This window comes from Acidovorax sp., assembly GCF_046339755.1.
Classification (GTDB): domain Bacteria; phylum Pseudomonadota; class Gammaproteobacteria; order Burkholderiales; family Burkholderiaceae_C; genus Acidovorax.
In genome coordinates this window covers 38,868-63,879 of the sequence record NZ_JBKDTZ010000214.1, presented here as the reverse complement: position 1 = coordinate 63,879, position 25,012 = coordinate 38,868, and the positions used below count along the sequence as shown (strand labels likewise).

Sequence of the window (25,012 nt, the reverse complement as noted above, 5' to 3'; positions counted from 1 at the left end):
CAGCGAAGGACCACAGGCCGAGCGAAGCAATGGCCCGTGTGGGGCCCGTTCCCACCCCCTTCTGACCGTGCCGAGAAGCGCAGGGCCTGGGGTGAGCGCGTGCCGAAGGACACGCGCATCGTTGTCTAGCTTGCCGCAGCTGTCTGAGCGGAGTTCGAAGAACGCAGCGAGTTCTGCGGCACACCGCAGGACCGAGCATCGCAGGCTGCCCCCTCGCCCCTGGGCGAGGGGGACACGGGCAGCGGGGTCGCCTTTCTTTGGGGTACGTTTCTTTGGCGACGCAAAGAAAGGTACCTCGGCCGCCGGGCCGAGACCCGGCTCCCGCCCTCAACAAGGCATGCGGCAACCACCAACAACCACACGACGACAGCCGCCCCACCACCGATAATCTCCACCCATGATCAAGCTATTTGTCGGCCTGGGCAACCCAGGCCCCGATTACGAAGCCACCCGCCACAACGACGGCTACTGGTGGATCGACGCCCTCGCGCGCGAACTCAAGGTGAACTTGGTCCCCGAGCGCAGCTACCATGGTCTGGCAGCGCGCGCCACGGTGCATGGCCAGAGCGTGTGGCTGCTGCAGCCGCAGACCTTCATGAACCTCTCGGGCAAGTCGGTCGCCTCGCTCGCGCGTTTCTTCAAGATCACGCCCGAGGAAGTCCTCGTGGTGCATGACGAGCTCGACATCCCGCCCGGCCAGGTCAAGCTCAAGCGCGGCGGCAGCCATGCGGGGCACAACGGCCTGCGCGACATCCACGCCCAACTGGGCTCCCCGGACTACTGGCGCCTGCGCATCGGCATCGGCCACCCGGGTGTGAAGTCCGAAGTCGCCAACTGGGTGCTGAAAAAGCCCGCGCCCGACCAGCGCACAGCCATCGAGGACTCCATCGTCCACTCCGTCAAGGCGTACCCCGCCATGCTGGCCGGCGAGATGGACAAGGCCACGCTGCTGATCCACACAGTCAAGCCGCCGCGCCCCAAGCCACCCCGGCCGCCGGAGCTGGCAACTGCCAAGGCGCCCACTCCGGAGTGAATGCGCTGGTTCAAAACACAACAGCCCGCCGATTGGCGGGCTGTTGTGTTTCGATGGTCCTGGCACGCATCAGGCCTGCGCCGAGGGTGCCTGCAAGCGCTGGAACTTCTGCCACAGCGTCTCTCGGCTCTCCACATGCGCTGGATTCACGGGAATGCAGGCCACCGGGCATATCTGCACGCACTGGGGCTCATCGAAATGGCCCACGCACTCGGTGCACTTGTGCGGGTCGATCTCGTAGATCTGCTCGCCCAGGTAGATCGCATCGTTGGGGCACTCGGGCTCGCAGACATCGCAGTTGATGCACTCGTCGGTGATCATCAACGCCATGGCGCGCCCTCCTGCGCACGGGGTGCCATGGAAAACAAGGAGGACATTGCGCGCTTCATGGTGCACATTATCCGTGGTAAGCGGATGTACCCTGTGAACCACACCCGAACACAACACCACCGATGGGGGTGTTTTTGCCGTTATGCTGTGTATACACATTAATTGTGACGCCCTGGAGTTGCACGCCGCAGGCGCCACACAGAACAACCACCACCCACACGACACCCCACCATGGGACTGTTCTTCCTCAAGCGGTTCATCACCCTCCTGGCAACGCTGATCGGCGCCTCCATCGTCGTCTTCCTGGTGCTGGAGATCCTGCCGGGCAATGCGGCGCAGATGCTCATGGGCCCGGACGCTTCGCCCGATGCCGTGGCGGCTCTGGCCACCAAGCTGGGGCTGGACCAGCCGGCCATGCAGCGCTACTGGGAGTGGATCAGCGGCCTGGTGGTAGGCGACATGGGCGACAGCTACGCCTACAGCACCCCGGTGCTGGAGCTCGTGCTCGAACGCCTGGCGCTCACCGTGCCGCTGGCGCTGATGGCCATGGTCATCACCACGGTGCTGGCCCTGATCGCGGGTGTGTACGCTGCCTCGCGCCACAACAAGCTGGGTGACGTGGGTGTGATGGGCCTGGCGCAGATCGGCATCGCCATTCCCAACTTCTGGTTCGCCATCCTGCTCATCCTGCTGTTCTCGGTCAAGCTGCAGTGGTTCTCAGCCGGCGGCTTCCCGGGCTGGACCGAGGATGCCGGCGGCAGCCCGCTCGAAGCCATCAAGGCGCTGCTGCTGCCCGCCATTGCGCTGGCCGTGGTGCAGGCTGCCATCCTGGCGCGCATCACGCGCTCGGCCGTGCTGGAGGTGCTGCGCGAGGACTTCGTGCGCACGGCGCGCGCCAAAGGCCTGTCGCAGCGCGCCGCGCTCTGGGGCCATGTGCTGCGCAACGCCATGATCCCGGTAATCACCGTAATGGGCCTGCAGTTCGCCAACCTGCTGGCCGGCACCATCGTGGTCGAGAACGTGTTCTACCTGCCGGGCCTGGGGCGGCTGATCTTCCAGTCCATCTCCAACCGCGACCTGATCGTGGTGCGCAACTGCGTGATGCTGCTCGCGGCCATGGTGGTCATCGTGAACTTCGTGGTGGACATCCTTTATGCGGTGATCGATCCGCGTGTCAAAGCCAGCGATATCTGAGACAGCCCCATGAGCGCCGTTCCCTCCACTTCCCCCATCCGCCCCGCTGGTGCTCCCTCTCCCGGCTGGTGGCACCGTGCGCTGCGCCACCGCAGCTTCGTCATCGGTGCCGTGCTGTCGCTGCTGCTGCTCCTGGCAGCCGGCCTGTCCCTGGTCTGGACGCCCTGGTCGCCCTACGAGATGGACTTGGCCTCCAAGCTGCAGCCGCCGTCGCTGTCGCACTGGCTGGGCACCGATGCCTTCGGGCGCGACGTGGCATCTCTGCTGCTCGTGGGGGCGCGCAACTCCATCCTCGTGGGCGTGATCGCCGTGGGCATCGGCCTGTCCATCGGTACGGCGCTGGGCCTGCTGGCGGCCGCCAAGCGCGGCTGGGTGGAAGAGCTCATCATGCGCCTGGCCGACTTCACCTTCGCCTTCCCGGCCATCCTCTCGGCCATCATGATGACGGCGGTGTTCGGCGCGGGCATCGTCAATTCCATCATCGCCATCGGCATCTTCAACATCCCGACCTTCGCGCGCGTCACGCGCGCCTCTGCCAATGCCGTGTGGTCGCGCGAGTACATCCTGGCCGCACGCGCCTGCGGCAAGGGCAGCTGGCGCATCACCATCGAGCATGTGCTGCCCAACATCCTGTCGGTGCTGATCGTGCAGGCCACCATCCAGTTCGCCATCGCCATCCTGGCCGAGGCCGCGCTGTCCTACCTGGGCCTGGGCACGCAGCCGCCCCAGCCCTCGTGGGGCCGCATGCTCAGCGAGGCGCAGACGCTGATGTTCCAGGCCCCCCTGCTGGCGGTGTGGCCCGGCGTGGCCATCGCGCTGGCCGTGCTGGGGCTGAACCTGCTCGGTGACGGCCTGCGCGACCTGCTCGATCCCCGCTTGTCGCGCAAGCGGTGACTGGCAGTGCCAGCAAGAACGACCCAGACGACGATGAAGACGAGTACCTGCTGCCATGCCCTTGCTTGAAGTCTCCAACCTGCAGATCCGCCTGCAGACCCACCGCGGCCCTGCCGACGCCGTGCGCGGCGTGGGCTTTGCCCTGGAACGCGGCGAAACCCTGGGCCTGATCGGCGAGTCGGGCTGCGGCAAGTCCATCACCGCCATGTCGCTGATGGGCCTCCTGCCCGAGAGCGCCCAGGTCAGCGGCAGCATCCGCTTCGACGGCGAGGAACTCGTGGGCCGCACCGATGCGCAGATGTGCCGACTGCGCGGCAACCGCATCGGCATGGTGTTCCAGGAGCCCATGACCGCGCTGAACCCCGTGCACGCCATCGGCCGCCAGGTGGCCGAGCCACTGCGCCTGCACCGCGGCATGGGCGCGGCCGACGCGCGCAGGGAAGCCATTTCCCTGCTCGACCGCGTGGGCATCCCCAACGCCGCCCAGCGCTTCGACGCCTACCCGCACCAGTTCTCGGGCGGGCAGCGCCAGCGCATCACCATCGCCATGGCCCTGGCCTGCGGGCCCGACCTGCTGATCGCCGACGAACCCACCACCGCGCTGGACGTGACCATCCAGCAGCAGATCCTGGACCTCATCAGCGACCTGGTTGCCGAGCGCAACATGGCGCTCATCCTCATCTCGCACGACCTGGGCGTGATCTCGCAGAACGTGGACCGCATGCTCGTGATGTACGGCGGCAGCGTGGTCGAGAGCGGCTCCACCGCCTCGGTCTTCTCCGCCATGGCGCACCCCTACACGCGCGGCCTGTTTGCCGCCCGCCCGCACCTGGGCGCGGTGCATGCGCCGGGCGAGCGCCCTCGCCTGTCCACCATTGCCGGCACCGTGCCCGAGCTGGTGGACCTGCCTGCCGGCTGCCCCTTTGCCGGCCGATGCAGCCACACCATCGACATCTGCCACAGCGAGCGCCCCGCCGCCAATATCGTGGGCCGCGACGAAGACGGGGAGCACGCCGTGCGCTGCCTGCGCCACGAGACCATCGCCCAGGCGCTGAGCGCGCAGCAGGCCGCACCCGCCGTGGGAGTCTCCGCATGAGCGCGCCCGCACAGCCCCCGGCAACCGGCCCCCTGCTCCAGGTCACCGACCTGGTGCGCGAGTACACGCTGCCGCGCGAGCACCTGTTCCGCCCCCCGGGCAAGGTGCACGCGCTCAACGGCGTGAGCTTCTCCATCGCCACGGGCCGCAGCCTGGGCATCGTGGGTGAATCGGGCTCGGGCAAATCGACCTTGGCGCGCACGGTGATGGCGCTCGATGCGCCCACCTCGGGCACCGTGCATCTGCTCGGGCGCAACCTGCATGCGCTGCCACCGGCCGAGCTGCGCCACGCGCGGCGCGACTTCCAGATGGTGTTCCAGGACCCGTATGGCTCGCTCGACCCGCGCCAGACGGTGGAGCGCATCGTGACTGAGCCATTGCAGGCCCAGGGCGAGACCAGCCGCGCCGCCCAGCGCGAGCAGGCCGGCCAGGTGCTTGCCCAGGTGGGCCTGCGCACCAACGACCTGGACAAGTACCCGCACGAGTTCTCGGGTGGCCAGCGCCAGCGCATCGCCATCGCCCGCGCCCTGATCACGCGCCCGCGCCTCATCGTGGCCGATGAGCCGGTGAGCGCGCTTGACGTCTCGGTGCAGGCCCAGGTGCTCAACCTGATGCAGGACCTGCAGCAGCAGTTCGGCATCACCTACATGCTCATCAGCCACGACCTGGCGGTGGTCAACCACCTGTGCGACGAGGTCGTGGTGCTCTACCAGGGGCGCATCGTGGAGCGCGGCTCGCCGGCCGAGCTGTTCCGCAATGCACAGCACCCCTACACGCAATCGCTGGTGGGTGCCGTGCCCCAGGTGCAGCCCGGGCGTGCGCGTGCGCGCCGCGCCGCAGCCCGGGCAGCCGCAGCGTCGCAAAACGCATAACCACACACCTCCCCGATGGTGTAAAAAGCATCCGTGCACCCCGGTAACAATTTGCACCGGGGCCTTCGTCTGGTTTTTGTCTGGAGAGTCCGAACATGCTGAACCGCCGTACCGTTCTTGCCACTGGCGCCATCGCCACCGTCCCCCTGGCCACCCCCTTCGGCGCCCTTGCCCAGAGCCGCAAGGACGCCGTGGTGCTGGCCATGACGCTGGAGCCGCCAGGCCTGGACCCGACGGCCGGCGCCGCCTCGGCCATCGCCGAGATCGTGCAGTACAACATCTTCGAGACGCTCACCAAGATCAATGCCGACGGCAGCGTCTCGCCCCTGCTGGCCGAGAGCTGGGAGGTCTCGCCCGACCTCAAGACCTACACCTTCAAGCTGCGCCGCGGCGTGACCTTCCAGAACGGCGAGCCCTTCAATGCCGCCGCTGTGAAGTTCTCCTACGACCGCGCTGGCGGCGAGAAGAGCACCAACAAGGACAAGCGCACCTTCGCCAACCTCACCACGCAGGTGGTGGATGACTACACGGTAGTGGTCCTCAACAAGGATATCGACCCCGACCTGCTGTTCATCCTGGGCCAGGCCACCTCCATCATCGTGGAGCCCAAGAGCGCTGAAGGCAATGCCACCAAGCCCGTGGGCACCGGCCCCTACCAGCTCAATGCCTGGAACAAGGGTTCATCCGTGGTGCTCGCCGCCTGGAGCGGCTTCCGCGCTGCCCCCACGATCAAGATCAAGCGCGCCACCTTCCGCTTCATCTCCGACCCGGCGGCCCAGGTCGCCGCGCTGCTGGCCGGCGACGTGGACGCCTTCCCGCGCGTCACCCCGCGCAGCGTCGCCCAGGTCCAGTCCAACCCGCGCTGCCAGGGGGTGGTGAGCGGCTCGCGCGCCAAGACCATCCTGGCCATCAACAACGCCAAGAAGCCGCTCGATGACGTGCGCGTGCGCCGCGCCATCGCCGCCGCCGTGGACCGCAAGGCCGTGATCGAAGGCGCGGCCGACGGCTATGGCGCCCCCATCGGCAGCCACTACGTGCCCGGCGCCTTCGGCTACGTGGACACCACGGGCGTGAACCCCTACGACGTGGAAAAGGCCAAGAAGCTGCTGGCCGAAGCCGGCGTGAAGACGCCGCTGGAGCTGACCGTGACCCTGCCGCCCACGCCCTACGCGCGCCAGGGCGGCGAGGTGATCGCGGCCCAGCTGGCCAAGATCGGCATCACCGCCAAGCTGCAGAACGTGGAATGGGCCCAGTGGCTCAGCGGCACCTACGGCAACAAGAACTACGACCTGACCATCATCTCGCACGTGGAGCCGTTCGACCTGGGCAACTTCGCCAAGCCCGACTACTACTGGGGCTACAACTCGCCCAAGTTCAACGAGATCTTCAACCAGATCAAGAACGCCGCCCGCCCGGCCGACCGCTCGCGCCTGCTCGGCGATGCCCAGCGCCTGCTGGCCCAGGATGCCGTGCACGCCTTCCTGTACCAGAACCAGTGGATCACGGTGGCCAACAAGAACCTCAAGGGCCTGTGGAAAGACATGCCCGTGTTCGTGAACGACATCTCGGCCCTGTCCTGGTCCTGATGCAAACTGGCGGGGGCTGCACAAGGCCCCTGCCACTGAGACGCCTTGCCCCTGTGCGCTGCCGGCCCCTGCCGGCAGCCGCCCCGCCTTCCCTCCCCAGCCCCTGCCATGAGTGACCTCCACGACCTGCCCGCCCACGAACTGATCGCTGCCTACCGCCAGCGCACGCTATCCCCCGTCGAGGTCACGCAGGCCGTGCTGAACCACATCGCGGCCTGGGAGCCCCACATCCAGGCGACCTACCTGCTGCGCCCCGAATCGGCGCTGGAACAGGCGCGCGCCTCCGAAGCGCGCTGGGCCCGTGGCGAGCCCCTGGGCCCGCTGGACGGCGTGCCCGCCACCATCAAGGAAAACATCGCGACCGAAGGCGACCCGCTGCCGGCCGGAACGGCCGCCGTGGAGCTGGTGCCCGCCGCAGCCGATGCCCCGCCGGCCGCGCGCATGCGCGAGGCCGGCGCCGTGCTCGTGTCCAAGACCACCATGCCCGACTACGGCATGCTGTCCTCGGGGCTGTCGAGCTTCCATCCCCTGGCGCGCAACCCCTGGGACACGAGCAAGGGCCCGGGCGGCTCCAGCGCGGGTGGCGGCGCTGCAGCCGCCGCCGGCTACGGCCCGCTGCACATCGGCACCGACATTGGCGGCTCGCTGCGCCTGCCGGCCAGCTGGTGCGGCATCTTCAGCCTCAAGCCCAGCCTGGGCCGCATCCCGATCGATCCGCCCTACACCGGGCGCGCCGCCGGCCCCATGACCCGCACCGTGGCCGACGCCGCGCTCATGATGCAGGTCCTGAGCCACCCCGACGCACGCGACAGCATGTCCCTGCCCGCGCAGGACATTGCCTGGGACCAGTTCGACCAGGGCGCCGAGCGCCTGCGCGGCCTGCGCATCGGCCTGCTGCTGGACGCCGGCTGCGGCCTGCCCGTGGATCCCGAGGTGCGCGCCGCGGTGGAGAACGCCGCGCGCCTGATGGAGGCCGCCGGCGCCACCATCGTACCCATGCAACCGTTCATGACACAGGCCATGCTCGACGGCATGGACCACTTCTGGCGCATGCGCTCCTTTACCGACCTGCAGGCCCTGCCCGCCGCCAGGCGTGACAAGGTCCTGCCCTATATCCGCGCCTGGGCCGACAGCGCCGAGGGCATGTCGGGCACCGCCGTGTTCAATGCCAGCCAGCAATTTCATGTAACGCGCGTGGCCACCGTCAAGGCGTGCAGCGCGTTCGACTACGTGATCTCGCCGGTGGCGCCGAATGTCGCCTTCCAGGCCGAGCTGCCCTCGCCCACCAACGACCCGCTGCGCCCGCTGGAGCACATCGGCTTCACGGTGCCGTTCAACATGTCCGAGCAGCCCGCCGCCTCGGTCAATTGCGGCTACACCCAGGCCGGCCTGCCCATCGGCCTGCAGATCGCTGGCGCGCGCTTCGACGACCTCGGGGTGCTTCAGGTCTCGCGCGCCTTCGAGCTGGTCCGCGGCGCGCAGCGCCCCTGGCCGCAGCCACCCAAGGGCTGATCCGCCATGGACGTCCTGATCCTGTCGATCCTGATCGCCAGCGGCATCTATATGCTCAATGCCAAGGAGCAGCGCAAGCGCATTGCGCTGCTCGGGGCACACCTGGCCAACTACCAGATCGAAAAGCTCATGGAAGCGCTGACCGAGGGTTACCTGCGCGCACTGGGAGAGAGCACCGACGAGCGGCGCAGCCAGATATGGTCGCTGCTGGAGACCACCGAATCGCAGCTGGCCGAGCAGTTCACGCGCTTCGCAGCCGATTTCGCCAAGGTGGATGAAGCCCAGGCCCGCGTGAGCCGGCTGGCCCTGGCCATCCCCTTCGCACAGGCCATCCTGCCCGCGGCCACCTTCGACATGCGCCGCGCCCTGGCCATCCATGCGCGCGGCATCGCCAGCGTGGCGGAAAACAGCGAGCATCGCACGCCCAAGGACAAGGCCTTCGTGATGACGGCCGAGCTCTTGCTCATGCAGCACAGCTGCCACTGGTTCTGCAAGTCCAAGACCATCGCCACGGCGCGCATGCTGGCCCGCCACAAGACGCCGCACGAGCAACTCGTGGCCTCGGTGTCGCCCGCCACCCGCACCGCATACCTCGCCCTCATCGAGGGCAAATGAGTTGCCTCAGGACGGGGTGACTGCCCACCCCGCACAATGCACCGATGCACACCGCCACCGACAGCCTGGGCAACCCCGTCACCCTGCAGGACCAGAGCAGCCTTGCGGCGCTGAACGACTTCGTCGAAGGCTTCATCGCCTGCGAGGCTCGCGCCGTGAACGTACTCGCTGCAGAGCAGGACCACAGCGCCATCGTGCAGGCCTGCTGCGCGGCGCTGCACATGTTTGCCGAGTCGGCCGACGCACCCCGCAACGCGCTCCCCTACCTGCAGCGCGCGCAGGCGGCTGCCGACCATGCGACGGAGCGCGAGCAGCGCTTCGTCGCTGCCGTGGCCGCCTGGGTCGCGGGCGACCTTCCGCGCGCCATTGCGCTGCATGAAGAGCAGGCCCGCCTGAACCCGCGCGACCTGGCCTCGCTCAAGCTGGGCCAGTACCACCTGTTCAACCGCGGCGACTCGCCGGGCATGCTGCGCATCGCCCTGGCCGCCCTGCCTGCTGCAGCCGAGGTGCCCTACCTGCATGGCATGCTGGCCTTCGGCTGGGAGCAGTGCCACCTGCTCGACCGCGCCGAGGCATCGGCCCGGCATGCCGTGGCGCTGTGCCGCAAGGAGCCCTGGGCCCACCATGCACTGGCACACGTGATGCTGACCCAGGGCCGCATTGCCGAAGGAGCGGATTTCCTCGCCAGCGTGAGCGACACCTGGACGGGTCTGAACTCCTTCATGGTCACGCACAACTGGTGGCACCAGGCCCTGTTCCTGCTGGAGCAGGAGCGCCATGCCGAGGTGCTGGCGCTGTACGACCAGCAGGTCTGGGGCGTGGTCAAGGAGTACACGCAGGACCAGATCAACGCTGTCTCGCTGCTCGCACGGCTGGAGTTGGCCGGCGTGGACGTGGGCCCTGCGCGCTGGACCGACCTGGCAGGCCACCTGGCGCTGCGCCTGTCGGACCAGGTGCTGCCCTTCCTGGACCTGCAGTACCTCTACGGCCTGGCGCGTGCCGGCCGGGTGGACGAGGCCCGCACGCTGCTGCAGCACATCACCGTGCACGCGGCCAGCCGCAGCGAAGCGCATGAGCGCACCGTGTGGCAGCAGGTCTGCGTGCCCGCTGCGCATGGCCTGCTCGCGCATGCCACGGGCGACTGGGCCTCGGCAGCGCGGCAGTTGGGCCTGGCCCTGCCCCAACTGGTGGCCGTGGGCGGCAGCCATGCGCAGCGCGACCTGTTCCACCAGATCTACCTCGATGCGCTGGCCCGCAGCGGCCAGTGGGCCACGGTGCAGAACCTGCTGCAGCCCCAGGCCAATGCCCAGCCCGAGTCGCTGCGGCTGGCACGGCAGCTTCGGGCCGTGTACGGGGCCCTCGCGCTGGACGGCGCCCTGGGTCACACGTAGGACAACACCGCATGCTGCCGTAGCCGCCCAGCCCACTCCCAAGGCTGCGCGCTGCACGCCGTGCAAACCCCTGATGGCACGGGGCCTGCGCCGGGCAATCCGGTTCTAGAATGGGAGCGCACAGCGCCCTGGGGGTGCGGTGCGCCCCATTCCTTCCACAGGTCTCCCGTACCTTGCAGCACACCGCCCTCGCACCCACGCTCCCCCAGCCCGCCGCCACCGACGCACTGCAGGCGCTGCGGCATGCGACGGCGGTACGGCATGCCCAGCTCGACTCCGGGCTGCCCATCGCCCGTGCGAATGCCAGCCTGGCCGACTACCTGCGCCATGTCCATGCGCTGTCGGCCTGGTTGCAGGCCCTCTGGCCCGCGCTTGAGCACATGCAGGCGCGCGAAACCGGCTTTTGCTTCGCCCCGGCCGCGCGGCTGTCCGCGATGCGCGAGGACCTGGCCCATGCGGCCTCGGAGCCCATCCTGCCATGGCCCCACCCCAGTGCGGCCACCGTGCTGTGCCTGGACAGGGCCCTGGAGCGCCACCCTCACCATGCCGATGCCGTGCGCTGGGGCCTGGCCTACGTGGTGGAAGGCTCCCAGCTCGGCGGGCAGGTGCTTTACCGCGGCCTGGCGCCCCGGCTTGCGCCGCACCCGCTGCGCACCCTGCAGGGCGATGGCGCCGGTACGGGCGCGCGCTGGAAGGCCTTTATGGCCCTGCTGCGCGCCCGCGTAGCGTCCCCCCCGGCCATTGCGGCTGCATGCGACGGCGCACTGGCCGCCTTCCAGGGCCTGCAGGTGCATTTCGATGCCACACAGGGAACGCCGGCATGAGCTCCAGTGCGGCCCCTGTGCAAGCCACCACGCTGGAAAACTGCGACCGCGAGCCCATCCACATCCCGGGCTCCATCCAGTCCCACGGCGTGCTCCTGGCCGTGGATGCGAGCGGCGTGGTGCGCCACGCCAGCAGCAACGCCCAGGACCTGCTCGGGCATGCCGTGCAGCCTGGCGACGCGCTGCGCGACAGCGCGCTGGTGGCACAGCAACCGGGGCTCGGCGAGCTGCTCGACGAAGGTCTTGCCGCCCTGGGTGCCGCGGCCGACCTGCCCATGCCGACTGAGCTGGAAGCCGCGGGCCACAGCTTCGACGTGGTGCTGCACCAGTCGCACGACCTGCTGGTGATGGAGTTCGAGGCACGCCAGGCCTCATCCGACGAGCTCACGGGCTTTGCCGTTCAGGCCCATCGGGCCATGGAGAAGCTGCGCCGCCCGCGTGCCTCCATCGACGACCTGCTGCAACTGGCGACCCAGGAGCTCAGGGCGCTCACGGGATTCAACCGCGTGATGGCCTACCGCTTTCGGCCTGACAGCAGCGGCGACGTGGTGGCCGAATCGCGTGCGGACTTCCTGGACTCCTACCTGGGCCGGCGCTACCCGGCCAGCGATATCCCGGCGCAGGCACGCGCGCTGTATGTGGCCAACACCCTGCGCCTGATCGCCGATGTGCGCGCCGAGCCCGTTCAGCTGCAGCAGCAGGCCGGTGGCAAGCCGCTGGACCTGAGCGCCGCCATCCTGCGCAGCGTCTCGCCCATCCATATCGAGTACCTGAACAACATGGGCGTGGGCGCGTCCATGAGCATCTCCATCGTCATCAACAACCGGCTGTGGGGCCTGCTCGCCTGCCACCACATGGGCCCGCGCCAGGTGCCCTACAGCGTGCGCATGGCCTGCGACGTGATGGCGCAGATGCTGGGCGCGAACATCCAGGCGGCCCTGGCGCGCAAGCAGGCCGAGCGCCAGCAGCAGGTGGCCGAACTGCGCACGCGCGTGATGGAAAGCGTGTTGCACTCCGATGACGAATTCGCGGCCCTGTGCTCGCATGCCACCGCCCTGGCCGCGTCGATGCATGCCGACGCCATCATCGTCTCCGAGCACAGCAAGCTGTGCCTGGAAGGGGGTATCCCGGACACGGCCGCTCGGGCCCTGCTGCACTGGCTCGACACCACGCAGGACGGCAGCGCGCTCTACGCCACCCATGCCCTGCCGCTGGAAGCGCCGGGCATCGCCGTGCAGATGGCCCCGTGGTGCGGCGTGCTGGCCCTGCCACTGGACAGGAACCGGGGCAGCTGGCTGGTGTTCCTGCGCAAGGAGCAGATCGAGACCATCCACTGGGGCGGCAAGCCCGAGAAGGAGGTGCGCCCCGGCCCCCTGGGCCCGCGCCTCACGCCACGCGGCTCGTTCGACCTGTGGAAGGAGATCGTGCGCTCCACGGCCGAGCAGTGGGCCGCTGACGACCTGGAGATCGCCCGGCAACTGCTGGCCGAGCTGGTGCGCGCCCAGAACGCCCGGCACGCCGAACTCAACAACGCCCGCGCCCACCTGATGGCCGTGCTCGGCCACGATCTGCGCGACCCGCTGCACTCCATCAGCATGGCAGCGCGGGTGCTCGAAAAGAACAATGGCACCGATGGCAGCACCGGCCGGTTGGGCCAACGCATCCAGTCCAGCAGCAGCCGCATGCAGCGCCTGGTGAGCCAGGTGATGGACATGTCGCGCCTGCAAAGCCGCCTGGGCCTGGACCTGCGGCCCACGACCATCGACCTGGTGCAACTGCTGGCCGACCTGATGGACGAGGCGCGCACAGCCCACCCGGGCCTGCAACTGGTGGCACACCTGCCGGACAGCCTGCGCGCAGAGGCCGACCCCGACCGCATCGCCCAGGTGTTCGCCAACCTCATCAGCAATGCGCGCCACCATGGCGATGCCGGCCACCCGGTCGAAGTGCATGCCCATGGTACGCCGGCCGGACCGGTGGTGCAGGTGCGCAACGTGGCTCCGGCCATCGCGCCCGAGGTGGCGGCCGACCTGTTCACGCCATTCAAAGCCTCCTCCGTGGGCAAGGCGCGCAACCGCTCCGGCCTGGGCCTGGGCTTGTACATAGCTCACCAGATCGTGCAGGGCCACGGCGGCAGCATCGGCTACGCGCACGAGGCGCCGCACGTGGTCTTCACCGTGCACCTGCCCCTGCGCCCGCCGGGCGCCACCGACCATTCCCTTGCCTGACCAACATGCCGCTAGAGATCCTCCTCATCGACGACAATCAGGACGCCACCGAACTCCTGGAAGAACTGCTGTCCATGGAGGGCCATGCCGTGCGCACGGCCCCTACCGCGGCCCGGGCCCTGGCACTGGCGCGCGAGAAACCCGCGCAGATCTTCCTGGTGGACCAGAACCTGCCGGATATGAGCGGCTCGGACCTCGTGCCGCTGCTGCGCGAGAGCGTGGCCGCGCATGGTGCAGGCCCCTGCTTTGCCATCGCCATCACCGGCATGGCCTCGGGCGGCGTACAGGCAGCCGGGGGACAGATGGGCGTTTTCGACTACATCCTGGGCAAGCCGCTCGACTTCGACGCCTTCGACGCATTGCTGGCGCGCTGCGCTGCCGCGCTGCAGGCCCCTCCCGCGCCCTGAGCGCCACCACGACCGCCATCCTCCGCCCATGCCCGCCAAGAAATCCGCACCCTCCCCGTCCGACCGCACCCGGGAACTGACGGATGCCGGCCTGCAGCATGCCGTGCTGATGCGTGCCATGCCGGTGCTGCGGCACGACGTGGCCAGCCCCCTGTCGGTGATGCGCATGGGTACCATGCTGCTCAAGCGCCGGCTGGGCCAGGGCGACATGGCGCCCGAGCAGGCCGTGGAGCGCGTGGAGCAGATCGAGGAGCAGCTCGCCGAGATTGCGCGCCACATCCGCCGCCTGCGGCTGTGGGACCTGCAGATCAACGACCGCCACACCGTGCAGGAACTGGCGCGTGAAGCCGTGGAACTGGCGCGCCCCATGCTGATGGTGCGCGGCACCGAGATGGAGCCCCTGGCCGAAGACGCCCCCGGCTGGGAGGGCAATGCCAAGGTGCCGCACTCGCTGCTGTACCTGGTGCTGGCCGCCATCTACCACCTGGCCGAGCAGCCCGGCCCGGCGCCCGCGCGGATCACGGTGGAGCCCGCTGGCGCCCTGGGCGTGCGGGTGCTCGCGCAGGGGACTTCGACCGCCCCGCAGGACATGCTGCCAACCCCGGAGGCCGGTGGCCCCGCGCGCCCCCCGGCGCTGGATCTGGCGGCCCTGCTGCAACTGGCGCAGCCCCTGGGCGTGCAGGTTCAGGTGGCCGGGCCGCAGGTCGACATCACCCTGCCACCCTGAAACGCCCTCACTCGGCAGCAGTCTCCGCCAGCAGCTTCTTCTGGTCGTAGACCGGCTGGGGCGGCAGGTCTGCCAGGTGGCGCACATCGGCCCAGTGCAACAGCTCGATGGCGTCGCCATCCAGGCGCACGCGGTTGAAACCCGCGTTTGGGATATCGCTCTGGCGCGGGCCGTGCAGACCCACACCCTTCGCAGTACGCCAGACCATGTCGAGCACGCCACCGTGCGTGACCACCATCAGGGTCTTGCCCGCGTACTCCTGCGCCAGGCGGCGCACCGCATCCATCACGCGGGCATGGAACTGGCGCGTGGTCTCGCCACCCGGCATGCCGCCATCGGCGTCGAAACGCAGCCAGTTCTCCCACGCCCCCGCATGCTGCAGCTTGATGTCGTCCACGCGCATGCCATCGACCAGGCCGAAGCTCTGCTCGCGCAGGCTGGCATCGACCACGTTGTCGATGTGCAGCGCAGGCAGCAGGGCGCCCAGCACGGGCTGCGCGGTCTGGCGGGTGCGGATCAGGTCGCTGCTGACCAGGTGGTCCACCGCCAGTCGCTCTGCGCCCAGGCGCTCTGCCAGGCGGCGCGCCTGTTCGTGGCCCGTGGCGTTCAGGGGTACGTCCACCTGGCCCTGGAAGCGCAGCTCACGGTTCCAGTCGGTTTCACCGTGGCGTATCAGTATCAGTTCGGTCATCCCGTCCATTATCGAATGCATGCACCGCATTGCAAGCCGGTCGCCTTCCGGTACGCACCCCCGGAGGGTCTGCCGTCAGAACCGCAGGGGTGCGCCATGCGCCAGCGCCGGGTCGAGTAGCGGCGCGCTGCCCCCGGTGGCGCGGGCCAGCACCAGGGCATACGGCCCTTCGCCGCGCGTGGCCAGGTGCCGGGCCAAGGCGCCCTCGCCGCCGCGCGGCGCGCTCAGCACCAGTGTGCTGGCACCGGCGCGCACCAGGCCGATCTGCACGTCGCTGTGGGGCAGGTCCACTGCGGCGCTGGCATGGCTGGCCGGTGCGCCCTGCGGTGGCTCGCCCAGCAGGGCCCGGTAGCGGCCCAGGCTGGCGGGCAGGTCGTGCACCGCGATAGACAGGCTGGCCACGCCGATGGCGCCGTTGGGATGCACGCGTGCATCGCCCTCGGGAACGCGCAGCGCGCGCGGCGTGAGGTCGCCGCACAGAAAGGGCAGATCGTGCGAGGGCGGGCGCGCCGTCTGCCAGCGCAGCTGTTCGCCGTCGGGCCGCACGCGCCCGCCGTCGTGCGGGCCGCTCAGCGCCAGGCCGCGCGCCTGCGCCGCGGCCACCGTGGTGGCGGTGCCGGGCGGCAGCAGGGCAAAGTCCACGATGCCTTCACCGTGCTGCTGCAGCAACTGCCACCAGCGATCGGCGGGTGCTGGTTCGCGCCAGGCGATCAGCTCGAAATAGCTGCCGTCGGCAAACACCACCAGGGCGTTGTGCGTGGGCCGGCCGGGGTGGTCGCCACCGCGCAGCACGTTGAAGCCCAGCGCCTGGTAGTCGGCGATGGTGGCCCCGAGGTCGTTGACGGCGATGACCACATGGTCCAATGGCAAGGCCAGGGCCTGAGCGGGGGTGCCGGCGCTCATGCCGCCACCGCCTCTTCGATCACAGGCACGGCAGCCTTGGAATTGGTGAGCTTTACCTCGGCGCGGATGGCCTGCGGGTTGCGCAGCAGGTTGAGGATGGGGCAGTTGCGCTCCACCGCCTCGAACAGGGCATCGATCTCGGCGCGGCCTGCGGGGGAGTCGATGTGCACCGTGTAGGCGATCTCGTGCGGCCAGATCGGGGTGGCCTCATGCCCGGGCTTGCCGCCGCGCGGGTCGATGATGCCGCTGACCTCGACCTCCAGGCTTTCCAGCGGCACCTGGCGCTCGGCTGCCTGGATCAGGAAGATGTGCGTGACGCAGGTGCCCAGCACGCCGAGCTGCAGCTCGGGCGAGCTCGGCCCCAGGTTGTAGCCCGCGAAGTCGGGCGGGCTGTCGCTGATGACCTGGTGGTCGCGGATGCGCAGGCGGCGCACGCCGCTGCGGCCCTCCGCGCTCACGCGCGCCTTCAGGGCGGCGGGCTGGGCCGTGCCGGCGTCGATGGCGGCCTGGCGCGCCAGCACGGCAGCGCGTTTCTCGGCAAGGTACTCGTTCAGATGGCTCATGGCTCAGCGGTTCTCCGGTGTGTGCGTGCCGCCGCAGACAGAGCGCGGATCACGGACGTTCAGGCCATTGTTGGGCGCCGCGCCGCTGCCTGGGAAGCGACAAAACCGCGTGCGCTTATGCGCATTCCGGATATGCGGCGCAGCGCCGTCCATGCACGGTTTTCAAATAACGATGCTACTTTTTATACCAATGCGCTTATGTAGCGCCGATACCATGAATTGCGTGGGCCGGGCCTGCGCCATGGGGCGGCAGCCGGTCTTGAAAGAGCGTTAGGCGGTGAGGTATGAACGTGTTTCCCCTGAAGAAATCGATGGTCTGGGCTGCAGTGGGCATCCCGGTGCTGGCACTGGGCGTGCTGCTGGCGGGCTGCTCCAAGAAGGACGCGCCAGCCTCTGCCACGGCCAGCGACGGCCCCGTGCAGGGCGGCACCCTGGTGTACCTGGAGCAGCAGGCCCACACCAACCTGTACCCGCCGGCCGGGGGCTTCTACCCCAACGGCGGCGTGCTCAATCAGATCACCGACAAGCTCACCTACCAGGACCCCAAGACGCTGGAGATCCAGCCCTGGATCGCCGAGTCCTGGGAGGTGAACGCCACGGCCACCGAGTACACCTTCAAGCTGCGCAAGGGCGTCACCTTCTCCGACGGCACGCCGCTCGACGCCACCGCCGTGGCCAAGAACTTCGACACCTACGGCCTGGGCAACAAGGAGCTCAGGCACCCGGTCTCGGAGGTCATCAACAACTATGAGAAAAGCGAGGTGCTGGACCCGCTCACGGTGAAGTTCACCTTCAAGAAGCCTTCGCCGGGCTTCCTGCAGGGCACCTCGGTCATCGGCTCGGGCCTGGTGTCGCTGGCCACGCTGGCCCGGCCTTTCGAGGAGCTGGGCGACGCGACCAAGATCATCGGATCCGGCCCCTTCGTGGTCACCAGCGAAACCCTGGGCAAGGAGCTCACCCTGCAGGCGCGCAAGGAATACGCCTGGGGCCCGGCCAGGCTGGCCCACCAGGGCCGCGCCCGGCTCGATGAGGTCAAGTTCATCGTGACGCCCGAGGACAGCGTGCGCATCGGCGCGCTGCTGGCCGGCCAGGCCGGCTTCATCCGCCAGGTGCAGGCCTATGACGAAAAGCGCGTGCAGGAACAGAAGTTCCAGGTCTACGCCCCCTCCACACGCGGCGTGAACAACAGCGTGGTCTTCCGCCCCGACAACGCCCTGGTGGCCGACGTGAAGGTGCGAAAGGCTTTGCTGCACGCCACCAACACGCAGGAGATTGTGCAGACCCTGTTCTCGGCCAACTACCCGCAGGCGAAATCGGTCATTGCCTCCACAGCCGCAGGCTATGTGGACCTGTCGGCCAAGCTGGCCTACGACGAGGCCGCCGCGAAGAAACTGCTGGACGAAGCCGGCTGGACCCTGGGCGCCAACGGCCTGCGCCAGAAGGACGGCAAGGAGCTGGTGCTCGCTGCCTACGAATCCCTGCCCCAGCCGCAGAACAAGGAAACGCTGCAGCTCATCGCCCAGCAGTGGGCCAAGGTGGGCGTGAAGCTCAATGTGCTGGCCGGCGACAGCGGCAGCCGCACGCTGGACAACCTTGACCCCGAAAAGACCCCGGTATCGCCCGGCATGGTGGGCCGCGCCGACCCCGACGTGATCAAGAGCAACTACTACCCCACCAACCGCAACGTGCTGCTGCAAAAGGGCGGGGTGAGCGGCAAGGTCAAGTCCTTTGTCGATGACAAGCTCAATGGCCTGCTCGACGCCATCGCCGCCGAGACCGACCCCGCCAAGCGCCTGGCGCTGGCCGGTGAGGTGCAGCACTACCTGATCGACCAGGCCTATGTGATCCCGGTGTTCGAGGAGCCCCAGGCCTTCGCCGGTGCCACCTGGGTGCGCGACGTGGGCTTCGAGGCGGTAGGCCGGCCCAGCTTCTACAGCACCTGGGTCAGCAAGCAGCCCTGATAGGACGCAGCAGCACGGAGGCTTTGCAATGAACCTGCCCTACCTCGCGCGCCGCATCGGCCAGGCCCTGCTGGTGCTGTGGGCCGCCTTCACGGCGTCTTTCATCCTGCTGCAGTTGCTGCCGGGCGATGCGGTGCTGATCAAGTTCCTGAGTCCCGAGTTCGCTCTGGGCCCGCAGGAGATCGCCGACATCCGCGCCGCCTACGGGGCCGACACGCCTGTGTGGCGCCAGTACCTGCACAGCCTCACCGGCTTTCTCACGGGCAACTTCGGCTACTCGGTGCAGGCGGGCGTGCCGGTCAGCCAGGGGCTGGCCACCAACCTGCCGCCCACACTGCGGCTGGCCAGCTTCGGCTTTGCCACGGCCCTGCTGCTGGCCGTGGCGCTGGCGTTTGCGGCACAGCTGGCACCACTGCGCTGGCTGCGCTCGGCACTGCAGTCGCTGCCCTCGCTGTTCGTCTCGGTGCCGGTGTTCTGGCTGGGCATCATGCTGATCCAGGTGGTCTCTTTCCGCCTGGGCTGGATCCCGGTGATCAACCCCGGGCGCTGGGAGGGGCTGGTGCTGCCCACGCTGACACTGGCCGTCCCGATCTCGGCGCCGCTCGCGCAGATTCTCTTGCGCAACATCGACGAGGTGCTCACCCAGCCCTTCGTGGCCGTGGCGCGCGCCAAGGGTGCCACGCGCCAGTGGGTGCTGTGGAAGCACGTGGCGCGCAATGCGCTGCTGCCCACGCTGACCATCGCTGGCGTGCTGTTTGGCGAGCTGCTGGCCGGCGCCGTGGTGACCGAGGCGGTCTTCGGCCTCAACGGCCTGGGCAGCCTCACCCAGCAGGCCGTGGGTAACCAGGACACGGCCGTGCTGCAGGCCGTGGTGGTGTTCTCGGCCACGGCCTTCGTGCTCATCAACCTGGCCGTGGACCTGCTCTACCCGGTGCTCGACCCGCGGCTGCGCCATTCCCCCGGAACCTGAACCCCATGACCACGCACTCACACACGGCCGACCCCGGCCTGCTGCTGGGCACGTCCCAGCGCACAGATGCACCCGCTCCAGTGGCCGCAGCACCCCTTGCGGCGCCGGCCCCCCGGCAGTCCTTGCCCTTCGCCCGCGCCGTGCGCCGGCTGCGCGGCACACCCGCCACCCTGCTGCTGGCCTGGGCGGTGATCGCCATCGTTGCCCTCTGGGCGCTGGCGCCGGGCCTGTTCACCAGCTACAACCCCATCCAGGGCACGGCCGGCCACCAGTTGCAGGGGCCGAGCGCCGCGCACTGGCTGGGCACGGATGCGCTGGGACGCGACGTCTATGCACGCCTGGTGCATGGCGCCGTGCATTCGCTCTCGGGTGCCTTCGTCGCCGTGGCCGTGGGCCTGGTGCTGGGCACGCTGCTGGGCCTGGTCGCGGGCTCGGTGGGCCGCTGGGTGGACGACGCGCTGATGCGCACGGTGGACGTGCTGCTGTCCGTGCCCTCGCTGCTGCTGTCGCTGTCCATCATCATCATCCTGGGCTTTGGCACCATCAACGCGGCCATCGCCGTGGGCGTGGCCTCGGTCGCGGCTTTTGCGCGGCTGGTGCGCTCGGAGGTGGTGCGCGTGCGGCGCACCGAGTACGTGGAGGCCGCCTTCGGCAGCGGCGGGCGCTTTGCCGCCGTGCTGTGGCGCCACGTGCTGCCCAACTCTCTGACCTCGGTGATCGCCATGGCGGCGCTGCAGTTCGGCTCGGCCATCCTGTCCATCTCCACCCTGGGCTTTCTGGGCTATGGCGCGCCCCCGCCCACGCCCGAATGGGGGCTGTTGATCGCCGAGGGACGCAACTACCTCGCCACCGCCTGGTGGCTCACCACCGTGCCCGGTGTGGTGGTGGTGGCCGTGGTGCTGTCGGCCAACCGCATCAGCGCGGCCATCGCGAAAGGCCGGCCATGAGCAGCCTCCCCACCAAGGCGCCGGTGCTCGCAGTCGGGGACCTGGCCATTGCCTACCGCGACCGGCAGCAGCACGCGCAGCGCGTGGTGCATGGCGTGTCGTTCTCCATCGCGCCCGGCGAGGTTGTGGCGCTGGTGGGCGAATCGGGTTCGGGCAAGACCACCACGGCCCAGGCCGTGATCGGCCTGCTGGCCGACAACGGCGAATTCGAACACGGCTCCATCCGCCTGAACGGCACGGACATCGCGGGTTGGCCGCCCGAACGCCTGGACGGCGTGCGCGGCCGTGTGGTGAGCCTGATCCCGCAGGACCCGACCAGCTCGCTCAACCCCGTGCGCACGGTGGGCGAACAGGTGGGCGAGATCCTGCGCATCCACCGCTACGGCAACCGCCAGGCCATTCAGGCGCGCGTGCTGGAGCTGCTTGAACGCGTAGGCCTGTCCCAGCCCGCGCTGCGTGCGCACCAGTACCCGCACGAGCTCTCGGGCGGCATGAAGCAGCGCGTGCTGATCGCCATCGCCATCGCGCTGCGCCCGGCCCTCATCATTGCCGACGAGCCCACCAGTGCGCTGGACGTGACGGTGCAGCGGCGCATCCTGGACCTCATCGACGGGCTGCGCCGCGAGGACGGCACGGCGGTGCTGCTGGTCACGCACGACCTGGGCGTGGCCGCTGACCGGGCGGATCGGCTGGTCGTGATGCAGGGCGGCCGCATCCAGGAACAGGGGCCCACACAGGACCTGCTGCGCCGCCCCGGCAGTGCCTACACGCGCCAATTGCTGGCCGATGCACCTTCGCTGTCGGGCGGCCGCTTTCGCCCTACCCCCAGGTACCAGGATGGCTCGGCACAGGACATCGCCATCGCTGTCGAAGGCCTGGTGCACGAGTTTCCCGTGGCCGGGCAGCGCCAGCCTTTTCGTGCGGTGGATGGCGTGAGCTTCCAGGTGCGGCGCGGCACCACGCATGCGCTGGTGGGCGAGTCGGGCTCGGGCAAGACCACCACCATCCGCGACGTGGTGGGTTTTGCGCGGCCCACGGCGGGTCGCATCCTGGTGCAGGGCATCGACCTGGCCACACTGCGTGGCGAAGCGCTGCGCCAGGCGCGCCGGCACATCCAGCTGGTGCACCAGAACCCTTTCAGCTCGCTGGACCCGCGCCAGACGGTCTACCAGATCATCGAGGAGCCCCTGCTCAACTACGAACCCGTCGCCCGGCCCGAACGCGAACGCCGGGTGCACGACATCCTGGCCCGCGTGGGCCTGCCGCCGGCCGTGCTGCAGCGCCCGCCGCGCGCGCTCTCGGGCGGGCAGCGCCAGCGTGTGGCGATTGCGCGCGCGCTCATCCTGGGCCCGCAGGTGCTGGTGCTCGACGAGGCCGTCTCGGCCCTGGACGTGAGCGTGCAGGCGCAGATCCTCGCGTTGCTCGACCAGTTGCAGCGCGACCTGGCGCTGACCTACCTCTTCATATCGCACGACCTGGCTGTGGTGCGCCAGATCGCGGACACCGTCTCGGTACTGCACGCCGGCCGCCAGGTGGATACAGGACGCGTGCAGGACGTCTTCCTGCACCCCGGCAGCGACTACACGCGCGAACTCATCAACGCCATCCCCGGCAACGCCGCACCAAGGAACAACGACCGTGCCCTCTCCAAGCTCCCCGATCCATCCTCCGACGCCGAAGCGCCTGGGCTTCTTCAGCAGGCTGCTTGACGACGCCCCGGCAGGCGAGCGCTACCGGCTGGTGGCCGAGCAGATCGCCCATGCCGAGGCGCTGGGCTTCGACTCGGCCTGGGTCGCGCAGCACCATTTCCACGAGCACGAGGGCGGCCTGCCCTCGCCCCTGGTCTTTCTGGCGCACGTGGCCGCACGCACCCACCGCATCCGCCTGGGCACGGGCATCATCACCCTGCCGCTGGAAAATGCCGTGCGCGTGGCCGAAGACGCCATCGTGCTGGACCTGCTCGCGGGCGGGCGGCTCGACGTGGGCGTGGGCACGGGTGGCACGCCCGAGTCGTTCGCCGCCTTCGGGCACGACAGCGAAGACCGCTCCGCCCTCTTTGCCCGGCAGTTGGCCGTGCTGCGCAACGCCTGGGCCGGCCAGCCGCTGCCAGGGGGCGACATGCTCTACCCCGCCGCACAGCAACTGCTCGGCCGCATCTGGCAAGCCACCTTCTCGGTGGCTGGGGGTACGCGCGCCGGGCTGGCGGGCGACGGGCTCATGCTCTCGCGCACCCAGCCACGGCCCGGCGATGCGCCCGACGCCTCGCTGTCCGCGCTGCAAAACCCCATCATCGACGCCTACCTCGCTGCCCTCCCCGCCGGCACCACGCCGCGCATCGTGGGCTCGCGCAGCCTGTTCGTGGCCGACAGCCGCAAGGAAGCGCTGCGCCTGGCCGACACAGGCCTGCGCCGCGCGGCCGCGCGTTTCGCGGCGCTGGCCGCCGCGCCGGGCAGCGCGCCCCGCCTGGGTCCCGATGCGCCGCTGGAACAGCTGATCACCGCCTACGACGGGCACGTGGGCACGCCCGAAGACGTGATCGCCTCACTGCGCGCCGACACCACCCTGGAGCGCGTGACGGACCTCGTGTTCCAGGCGCACTCCATCGATCCGCCGCACGCGGCCATCCTGCGCTCCATCGAACTCACCGCCACCGAGGTCGCACCCGCCCTGGGCTGGGTGCCACGGCACGCCCCCACAGCCACGCCCCGCACCGCCTTGCCCCAACCCGCCTCGGAACCCGCATGACCCAGACCGCCGACACCACCCCCGACGTGATCGACCTGCTCACCGGCATTGCGCCGGGCGACCGGCTCGACACCATCCGCCGCCACCGCCTGCAGGCGCGCACCCATGCGCAGCAGAGCTACCTGGCGCTGTTCGAGCCCGCGGCGCCGCAGCCCGGCCGCTTCAGTCTGGCCGACCGCCAGGCCGTGGCGGCCTTTGTGGCCGGCCTGCACCAGCAGCCCGACGCCACGGCCTTCTACAACGCCGGCCTGGCCGCCGAGGGTGCGCGCCAGGCCCGCGCCGGCGTGCCCCAGGCCATCGCGGCCGAAGTGGTGCGTGGCGCGGCCCGCGGCCCCTATGGCAGTTACCCGCCCGGCCCACTGAGCGAGGAAGACACGCCCGGCCCCGCCTACCGCGTGGGCGATGCCCAGCGCGCCGTGCTGGGCACGCCGCTGTCGGCCGCGCTGGAGCACGCGCACCTGCTGACCTTCCACCCGCGCGATGCCAGCCCCGCTGCCCTGCAGGCGCTGCTCGACGCCGGCTGGCGCGCCACCGAGATCGTGACCCTCTCGCAGCTGGTCGCCTTCCTGGCGTTCCAGATCCGCGTGGTGGCGGGGCTGCGTGCCCTGGCCGCCGCCCCCGCACGCACCGGCAAACACCCTTTCAGCGAGGCCACCCAGGCATGACCGATAGCACCACCCTTTCGCACCCCGGCAGCCAGGAACCCGTGGCCTTCACGCAGGCCCAGCTCGAATGGCTGCCCTGGCTGGCCCCGCTGCCAGAGGCGGAACTGACCGAGCGCCACCTGGCGGGCCTGGTGGACGCGGCGCGCGCCAAGTCGCCCTACTTCCGGCTGTTGGCGCGCGACCCCGACATCCTGGGCGCGCGCACCCGCACCGACAAGGACATCTTCTACAACCCCGACGCCGGCCTGCCGCGCGCCGAGCGCGAGCTGTCAGCCGCCGCGGCTTCGCGCCACAACGGCTGCATCTACTGCGCCTCGGTGCACGCACGCTTCGCCTCGCACTTCTCGGGCCGCGCGGACGACGTGCAGCGCCTGCTCGACGAAGGCACGGGCACCGACCTGGGCCCGCGCTGGAATGCCATCGTGCAGGCCTCGGTGGCGCTCAGCGACACGCCGCTGGACTTTGGCACGGAGCACATCACGGCGCTGCGCGAGCAAGGCCTGGACGACGCGGCGATCTCGGATGCGCTGCACGGCGCCGCGTTCTTCAACTGGGCGAACCGGCTGATGCTGTCGCTGGGTGAGCCCCAGGAAGCTGCCGTGAAGGTCTGATCACCGCATGGGCACGATGAGCACCTTGCGACGCGGGGTGCAACCAGGTCCTTCATACGGCTGGCTGTCCTTGACCCAGCCCTGGCCAGGCGAGGTTTGCGCACAGACGCGTTGGCCATCGACCTTGCTGCGCCAGTAGAACCAGGGCGCGGGCGCAGCGAATGCGGCCGTGGCAGCCAGCGCGCAGGCAAGCGCACCAGCCCGCAGCCGGTGGGCCTCCATGAACGCAAGGGCTCCTGTCATGGCC

The 25,012-nt window shown here is 69.5% G+C and carries 25 protein-coding genes; 20 read left to right on the top strand and 5 right to left on the bottom strand.

The features are described from left to right. Positions 1 to 397 precede the first annotated feature (397 nt). Positions 398 to 1,033, top strand: a complete 636-nt coding sequence (pth, locus tag ACK59X_RS17980) for an aminoacyl-tRNA hydrolase (protein WP_409959370.1) — start codon at positions 398 to 400, stop codon at positions 1,031 to 1,033. A 69-nt stretch (positions 1,034 to 1,102) separates the two neighbouring features. Here pth and ACK59X_RS17975 read toward each other — a convergent pair whose 3' ends face one another. Next, positions 1,103 to 1,363, bottom strand: coding sequence for a YfhL family 4Fe-4S dicluster ferredoxin (locus tag ACK59X_RS17975; RefSeq protein ID WP_409959368.1), 261 nt, complete (start codon positions 1,361 to 1,363; stop codon positions 1,103 to 1,105). 231 nt (positions 1,364 to 1,594) lie between these two features. Here ACK59X_RS17975 and ACK59X_RS17970 point away from each other — a divergent pair, with 231 nt between their 5' ends. From ACK59X_RS17970 to ACK59X_RS17915, 12 genes are all read left to right on the top strand, one after another. Next, entirely contained in the window at positions 1,595 to 2,557 is a 963-nt protein-coding gene (locus ACK59X_RS17970) for an ABC transporter permease (protein WP_409959366.1), read from the top strand. 9 nt (positions 2,558 to 2,566) lie between these two features. Next, a complete protein-coding gene (locus ACK59X_RS17965; RefSeq protein WP_409959364.1) occupies positions 2,567 to 3,451 on the top strand; it encodes an ABC transporter permease in 885 nt (294 codons plus the stop codon). 55 nt (positions 3,452 to 3,506) lie between these two features. After that, complete coding sequence (locus tag ACK59X_RS17960) at positions 3,507 to 4,547, top strand: ABC transporter ATP-binding protein (RefSeq protein ID WP_409959362.1); 1,041 nt, start codon at positions 3,507 to 3,509, stop codon at positions 4,545 to 4,547. Further along, positions 4,544 to 5,419 (top strand): ATP-binding cassette domain-containing protein, encoded by an 876-nt coding sequence (locus ACK59X_RS17955; RefSeq protein WP_409959360.1) that lies wholly within the window; start codon positions 4,544 to 4,546, stop codon positions 5,417 to 5,419. The genes ACK59X_RS17960 and ACK59X_RS17955 overlap by 4 nt, the downstream gene beginning before the upstream one ends. 95 nt (positions 5,420 to 5,514) lie before the next feature. Next, on the top strand, positions 5,515 to 7,005 hold the full coding sequence (locus ACK59X_RS17950) for an ABC transporter substrate-binding protein (protein ID WP_409959358.1): 1,491 nt from the start codon (positions 5,515 to 5,517) through the stop codon (positions 7,003 to 7,005). 108 nt (positions 7,006 to 7,113) lie between these two features. Then, a complete protein-coding gene (locus ACK59X_RS17945) occupies positions 7,114 to 8,517 on the top strand; it encodes an amidase (RefSeq protein WP_409959356.1) in 1,404 nt (467 codons plus the stop codon). A gap of 6 nt (positions 8,518 to 8,523) precedes the next feature. Beyond that, positions 8,524 to 9,132, top strand: a complete 609-nt coding sequence (locus ACK59X_RS17940; RefSeq protein WP_409959354.1) for a hypothetical protein — start codon at positions 8,524 to 8,526, stop codon at positions 9,130 to 9,132. 44 nt (positions 9,133 to 9,176) lie between these two features. Beyond that, entirely contained in the window at positions 9,177 to 10,523 is a 1,347-nt protein-coding gene (locus tag ACK59X_RS17935; RefSeq protein WP_409959352.1) for a tetratricopeptide repeat protein, read from the top strand. A gap of 173 nt (positions 10,524 to 10,696) precedes the next feature. Next, positions 10,697 to 11,347, top strand: a complete 651-nt coding sequence (locus ACK59X_RS17930; RefSeq protein ID WP_409959350.1) for a biliverdin-producing heme oxygenase — start codon at positions 10,697 to 10,699, stop codon at positions 11,345 to 11,347. Then, positions 11,344 to 13,575 carry an ATP-binding protein gene (locus ACK59X_RS17925; protein WP_409959348.1) on the top strand — a complete coding sequence of 744 codons (2,232 nt, stop codon included), beginning with the start codon at positions 11,344 to 11,346 and terminating at the stop codon, positions 13,573 to 13,575. Before ACK59X_RS17930 ends, ACK59X_RS17925 begins: the two co-directional genes overlap by 4 nt. Positions 13,576 to 13,580: 5 nt before the next feature. After that, complete coding sequence (locus ACK59X_RS17920) at positions 13,581 to 13,982, top strand: response regulator (RefSeq protein ID WP_409959346.1); 402 nt, start codon at positions 13,581 to 13,583, stop codon at positions 13,980 to 13,982. 28 nt (positions 13,983 to 14,010) lie between these two features. Further along, positions 14,011 to 14,709, top strand: a complete 699-nt coding sequence (locus ACK59X_RS17915) for a hypothetical protein (protein ID WP_409959344.1) — start codon at positions 14,011 to 14,013, stop codon at positions 14,707 to 14,709. Positions 14,710 to 14,716: 7 nt separating this feature from the next. Here the strand turns inward: ACK59X_RS17915 and ACK59X_RS17910 are convergent, their stop codons facing one another. From ACK59X_RS17910 to ACK59X_RS17900, 3 genes are all read right to left on the bottom strand, one after another. Then, a complete protein-coding gene (locus tag ACK59X_RS17910) occupies positions 14,717 to 15,400 on the bottom strand; it encodes a histidine phosphatase family protein (protein WP_409959342.1) in 684 nt (227 codons plus the stop codon). Between the two features lie 75 nt (positions 15,401 to 15,475). Then, complete coding sequence (locus tag ACK59X_RS17905) at positions 15,476 to 16,276, bottom strand: VOC family protein (RefSeq protein ID WP_409959378.1); 801 nt, start codon at positions 16,274 to 16,276, stop codon at positions 15,476 to 15,478. Positions 16,277 to 16,299: 23 nt separating this feature from the next. Next, positions 16,300 to 16,866 (bottom strand): OsmC family protein, encoded by a 567-nt coding sequence (locus tag ACK59X_RS17900; RefSeq protein WP_409959340.1) that lies wholly within the window; start codon positions 16,864 to 16,866, stop codon positions 16,300 to 16,302. Between the two features lie 311 nt (positions 16,867 to 17,177). Between ACK59X_RS17900 and ACK59X_RS17895 the strand changes: the two genes are divergently transcribed. The 7 genes from ACK59X_RS17895 to ACK59X_RS17865 are packed head-to-tail and all read left to right on the top strand — an operon-like array spanning position 17,178 to position 24,765. Further along, positions 17,178 to 18,827 carry a TIGR04028 family ABC transporter substrate-binding protein gene (locus ACK59X_RS17895; RefSeq protein ID WP_409959376.1) on the top strand — a complete coding sequence of 550 codons (1,650 nt, stop codon included), beginning with the start codon at positions 17,178 to 17,180 and terminating at the stop codon, positions 18,825 to 18,827. A 28-nt stretch (positions 18,828 to 18,855) separates the two neighbouring features. After that, on the top strand, positions 18,856 to 19,797 hold the full coding sequence (locus ACK59X_RS17890; protein ID WP_409959338.1) for an ABC transporter permease: 942 nt from the start codon (positions 18,856 to 18,858) through the stop codon (positions 19,795 to 19,797). 5 nt (positions 19,798 to 19,802) lie between these two features. Beyond that, a complete protein-coding gene (locus ACK59X_RS17885) occupies positions 19,803 to 20,744 on the top strand; it encodes an ABC transporter permease (protein WP_409959336.1) in 942 nt (313 codons plus the stop codon). Beyond that, positions 20,741 to 22,453 (top strand): dipeptide ABC transporter ATP-binding protein, encoded by a 1,713-nt coding sequence (locus ACK59X_RS17880; protein ID WP_409959334.1) that lies wholly within the window; start codon positions 20,741 to 20,743, stop codon positions 22,451 to 22,453. The genes ACK59X_RS17885 and ACK59X_RS17880 overlap by 4 nt, the downstream gene beginning before the upstream one ends. Beyond that, complete coding sequence (locus ACK59X_RS17875; RefSeq protein WP_409959332.1) at positions 22,383 to 23,489, top strand: putative FMN-dependent luciferase-like monooxygenase; 1,107 nt, start codon at positions 22,383 to 22,385, stop codon at positions 23,487 to 23,489. The genes ACK59X_RS17880 and ACK59X_RS17875 overlap by 71 nt, the downstream gene beginning before the upstream one ends. Then, the gene (locus tag ACK59X_RS17870; protein ID WP_409959330.1) at positions 23,486 to 24,154 is read left to right on the top strand and encodes a CMD domain protein; all 669 of its coding nucleotides are present in this window, start codon (positions 23,486 to 23,488) and stop codon (positions 24,152 to 24,154) included. Before ACK59X_RS17875 ends, ACK59X_RS17870 begins: the two co-directional genes overlap by 4 nt. Further along, a complete protein-coding gene (locus ACK59X_RS17865) occupies positions 24,151 to 24,765 on the top strand; it encodes an alkylhydroperoxidase domain protein (protein ID WP_409959328.1) in 615 nt (204 codons plus the stop codon). The genes ACK59X_RS17870 and ACK59X_RS17865 overlap by 4 nt, the downstream gene beginning before the upstream one ends. On the opposite strand, the gene ACK59X_RS17860 is transcribed toward ACK59X_RS17865, so the two are convergent. Continuing rightward, positions 24,766 to 25,008: a hypothetical protein gene (locus tag ACK59X_RS17860; RefSeq protein ID WP_409959326.1), complete on the bottom strand. Its 243-nt coding sequence runs from the start codon at positions 25,006 to 25,008 to the stop codon at positions 24,766 to 24,768. Positions 25,009 to 25,012 lie beyond the last annotated feature (4 nt).

Bases quoted from the DNA above. Each gene is read 5' to 3' on its own strand.
- pth (WP_409959370.1), top strand. From the start codon at position 398: ATGATCAAGCTATTTGTCGGCCTGGGCAACCCAGGCCCCGATTACGAA.
- ACK59X_RS17975 (WP_409959368.1), bottom strand. From the start codon at position 1,363: ATGGCGTTGATGATCACCGACGAGTGCATCAACTGCGATGTCTGCGAG.
- ACK59X_RS17970 (WP_409959366.1), top strand. From the start codon at position 1,595: ATGGGACTGTTCTTCCTCAAGCGGTTCATCACCCTCCTGGCAACGCTG.
- ACK59X_RS17965 (WP_409959364.1), top strand. From the start codon at position 2,567: ATGAGCGCCGTTCCCTCCACTTCCCCCATCCGCCCCGCTGGTGCTCCC.
- ACK59X_RS17960 (WP_409959362.1), top strand. From the start codon at position 3,507: ATGCCCTTGCTTGAAGTCTCCAACCTGCAGATCCGCCTGCAGACCCAC.
- ACK59X_RS17955 (WP_409959360.1), top strand. From the start codon at position 4,544: ATGAGCGCGCCCGCACAGCCCCCGGCAACCGGCCCCCTGCTCCAGGTC.
- ACK59X_RS17950 (WP_409959358.1), top strand. From the start codon at position 5,515: ATGCTGAACCGCCGTACCGTTCTTGCCACTGGCGCCATCGCCACCGTC.
- ACK59X_RS17945 (WP_409959356.1), top strand. From the start codon at position 7,114: ATGAGTGACCTCCACGACCTGCCCGCCCACGAACTGATCGCTGCCTAC.
- ACK59X_RS17940 (WP_409959354.1), top strand. From the start codon at position 8,524: ATGGACGTCCTGATCCTGTCGATCCTGATCGCCAGCGGCATCTATATG.
- ACK59X_RS17935 (WP_409959352.1), top strand. From the start codon at position 9,177: ATGCACACCGCCACCGACAGCCTGGGCAACCCCGTCACCCTGCAGGAC.
- ACK59X_RS17925 (WP_409959348.1), top strand. From the start codon at position 11,344: ATGAGCTCCAGTGCGGCCCCTGTGCAAGCCACCACGCTGGAAAACTGC.
- ACK59X_RS17920 (WP_409959346.1), top strand. From the start codon at position 13,581: ATGCCGCTAGAGATCCTCCTCATCGACGACAATCAGGACGCCACCGAA.
- ACK59X_RS17915 (WP_409959344.1), top strand. From the start codon at position 14,011: ATGCCCGCCAAGAAATCCGCACCCTCCCCGTCCGACCGCACCCGGGAA.
- ACK59X_RS17910 (WP_409959342.1), bottom strand. From the start codon at position 15,400: ATGACCGAACTGATACTGATACGCCACGGTGAAACCGACTGGAACCGT.
- ACK59X_RS17900 (WP_409959340.1), bottom strand. From the start codon at position 16,866: ATGAGCCATCTGAACGAGTACCTTGCCGAGAAACGCGCTGCCGTGCTG.
- ACK59X_RS17895 (WP_409959376.1), top strand. From the start codon at position 17,178: ATGGTCTGGGCTGCAGTGGGCATCCCGGTGCTGGCACTGGGCGTGCTG.
- ACK59X_RS17890 (WP_409959338.1), top strand. From the start codon at position 18,856: ATGAACCTGCCCTACCTCGCGCGCCGCATCGGCCAGGCCCTGCTGGTG.
- ACK59X_RS17885 (WP_409959336.1), top strand. From the start codon at position 19,803: ATGACCACGCACTCACACACGGCCGACCCCGGCCTGCTGCTGGGCACG.
- ACK59X_RS17880 (WP_409959334.1), top strand. From the start codon at position 20,741: ATGAGCAGCCTCCCCACCAAGGCGCCGGTGCTCGCAGTCGGGGACCTG.
- ACK59X_RS17870 (WP_409959330.1), top strand. From the start codon at position 23,486: ATGACCCAGACCGCCGACACCACCCCCGACGTGATCGACCTGCTCACC.
- ACK59X_RS17865 (WP_409959328.1), top strand. From the start codon at position 24,151: ATGACCGATAGCACCACCCTTTCGCACCCCGGCAGCCAGGAACCCGTG.
- ACK59X_RS17860 (WP_409959326.1), bottom strand. From the start codon at position 25,008: ATGACAGGAGCCCTTGCGTTCATGGAGGCCCACCGGCTGCGGGCTGGT.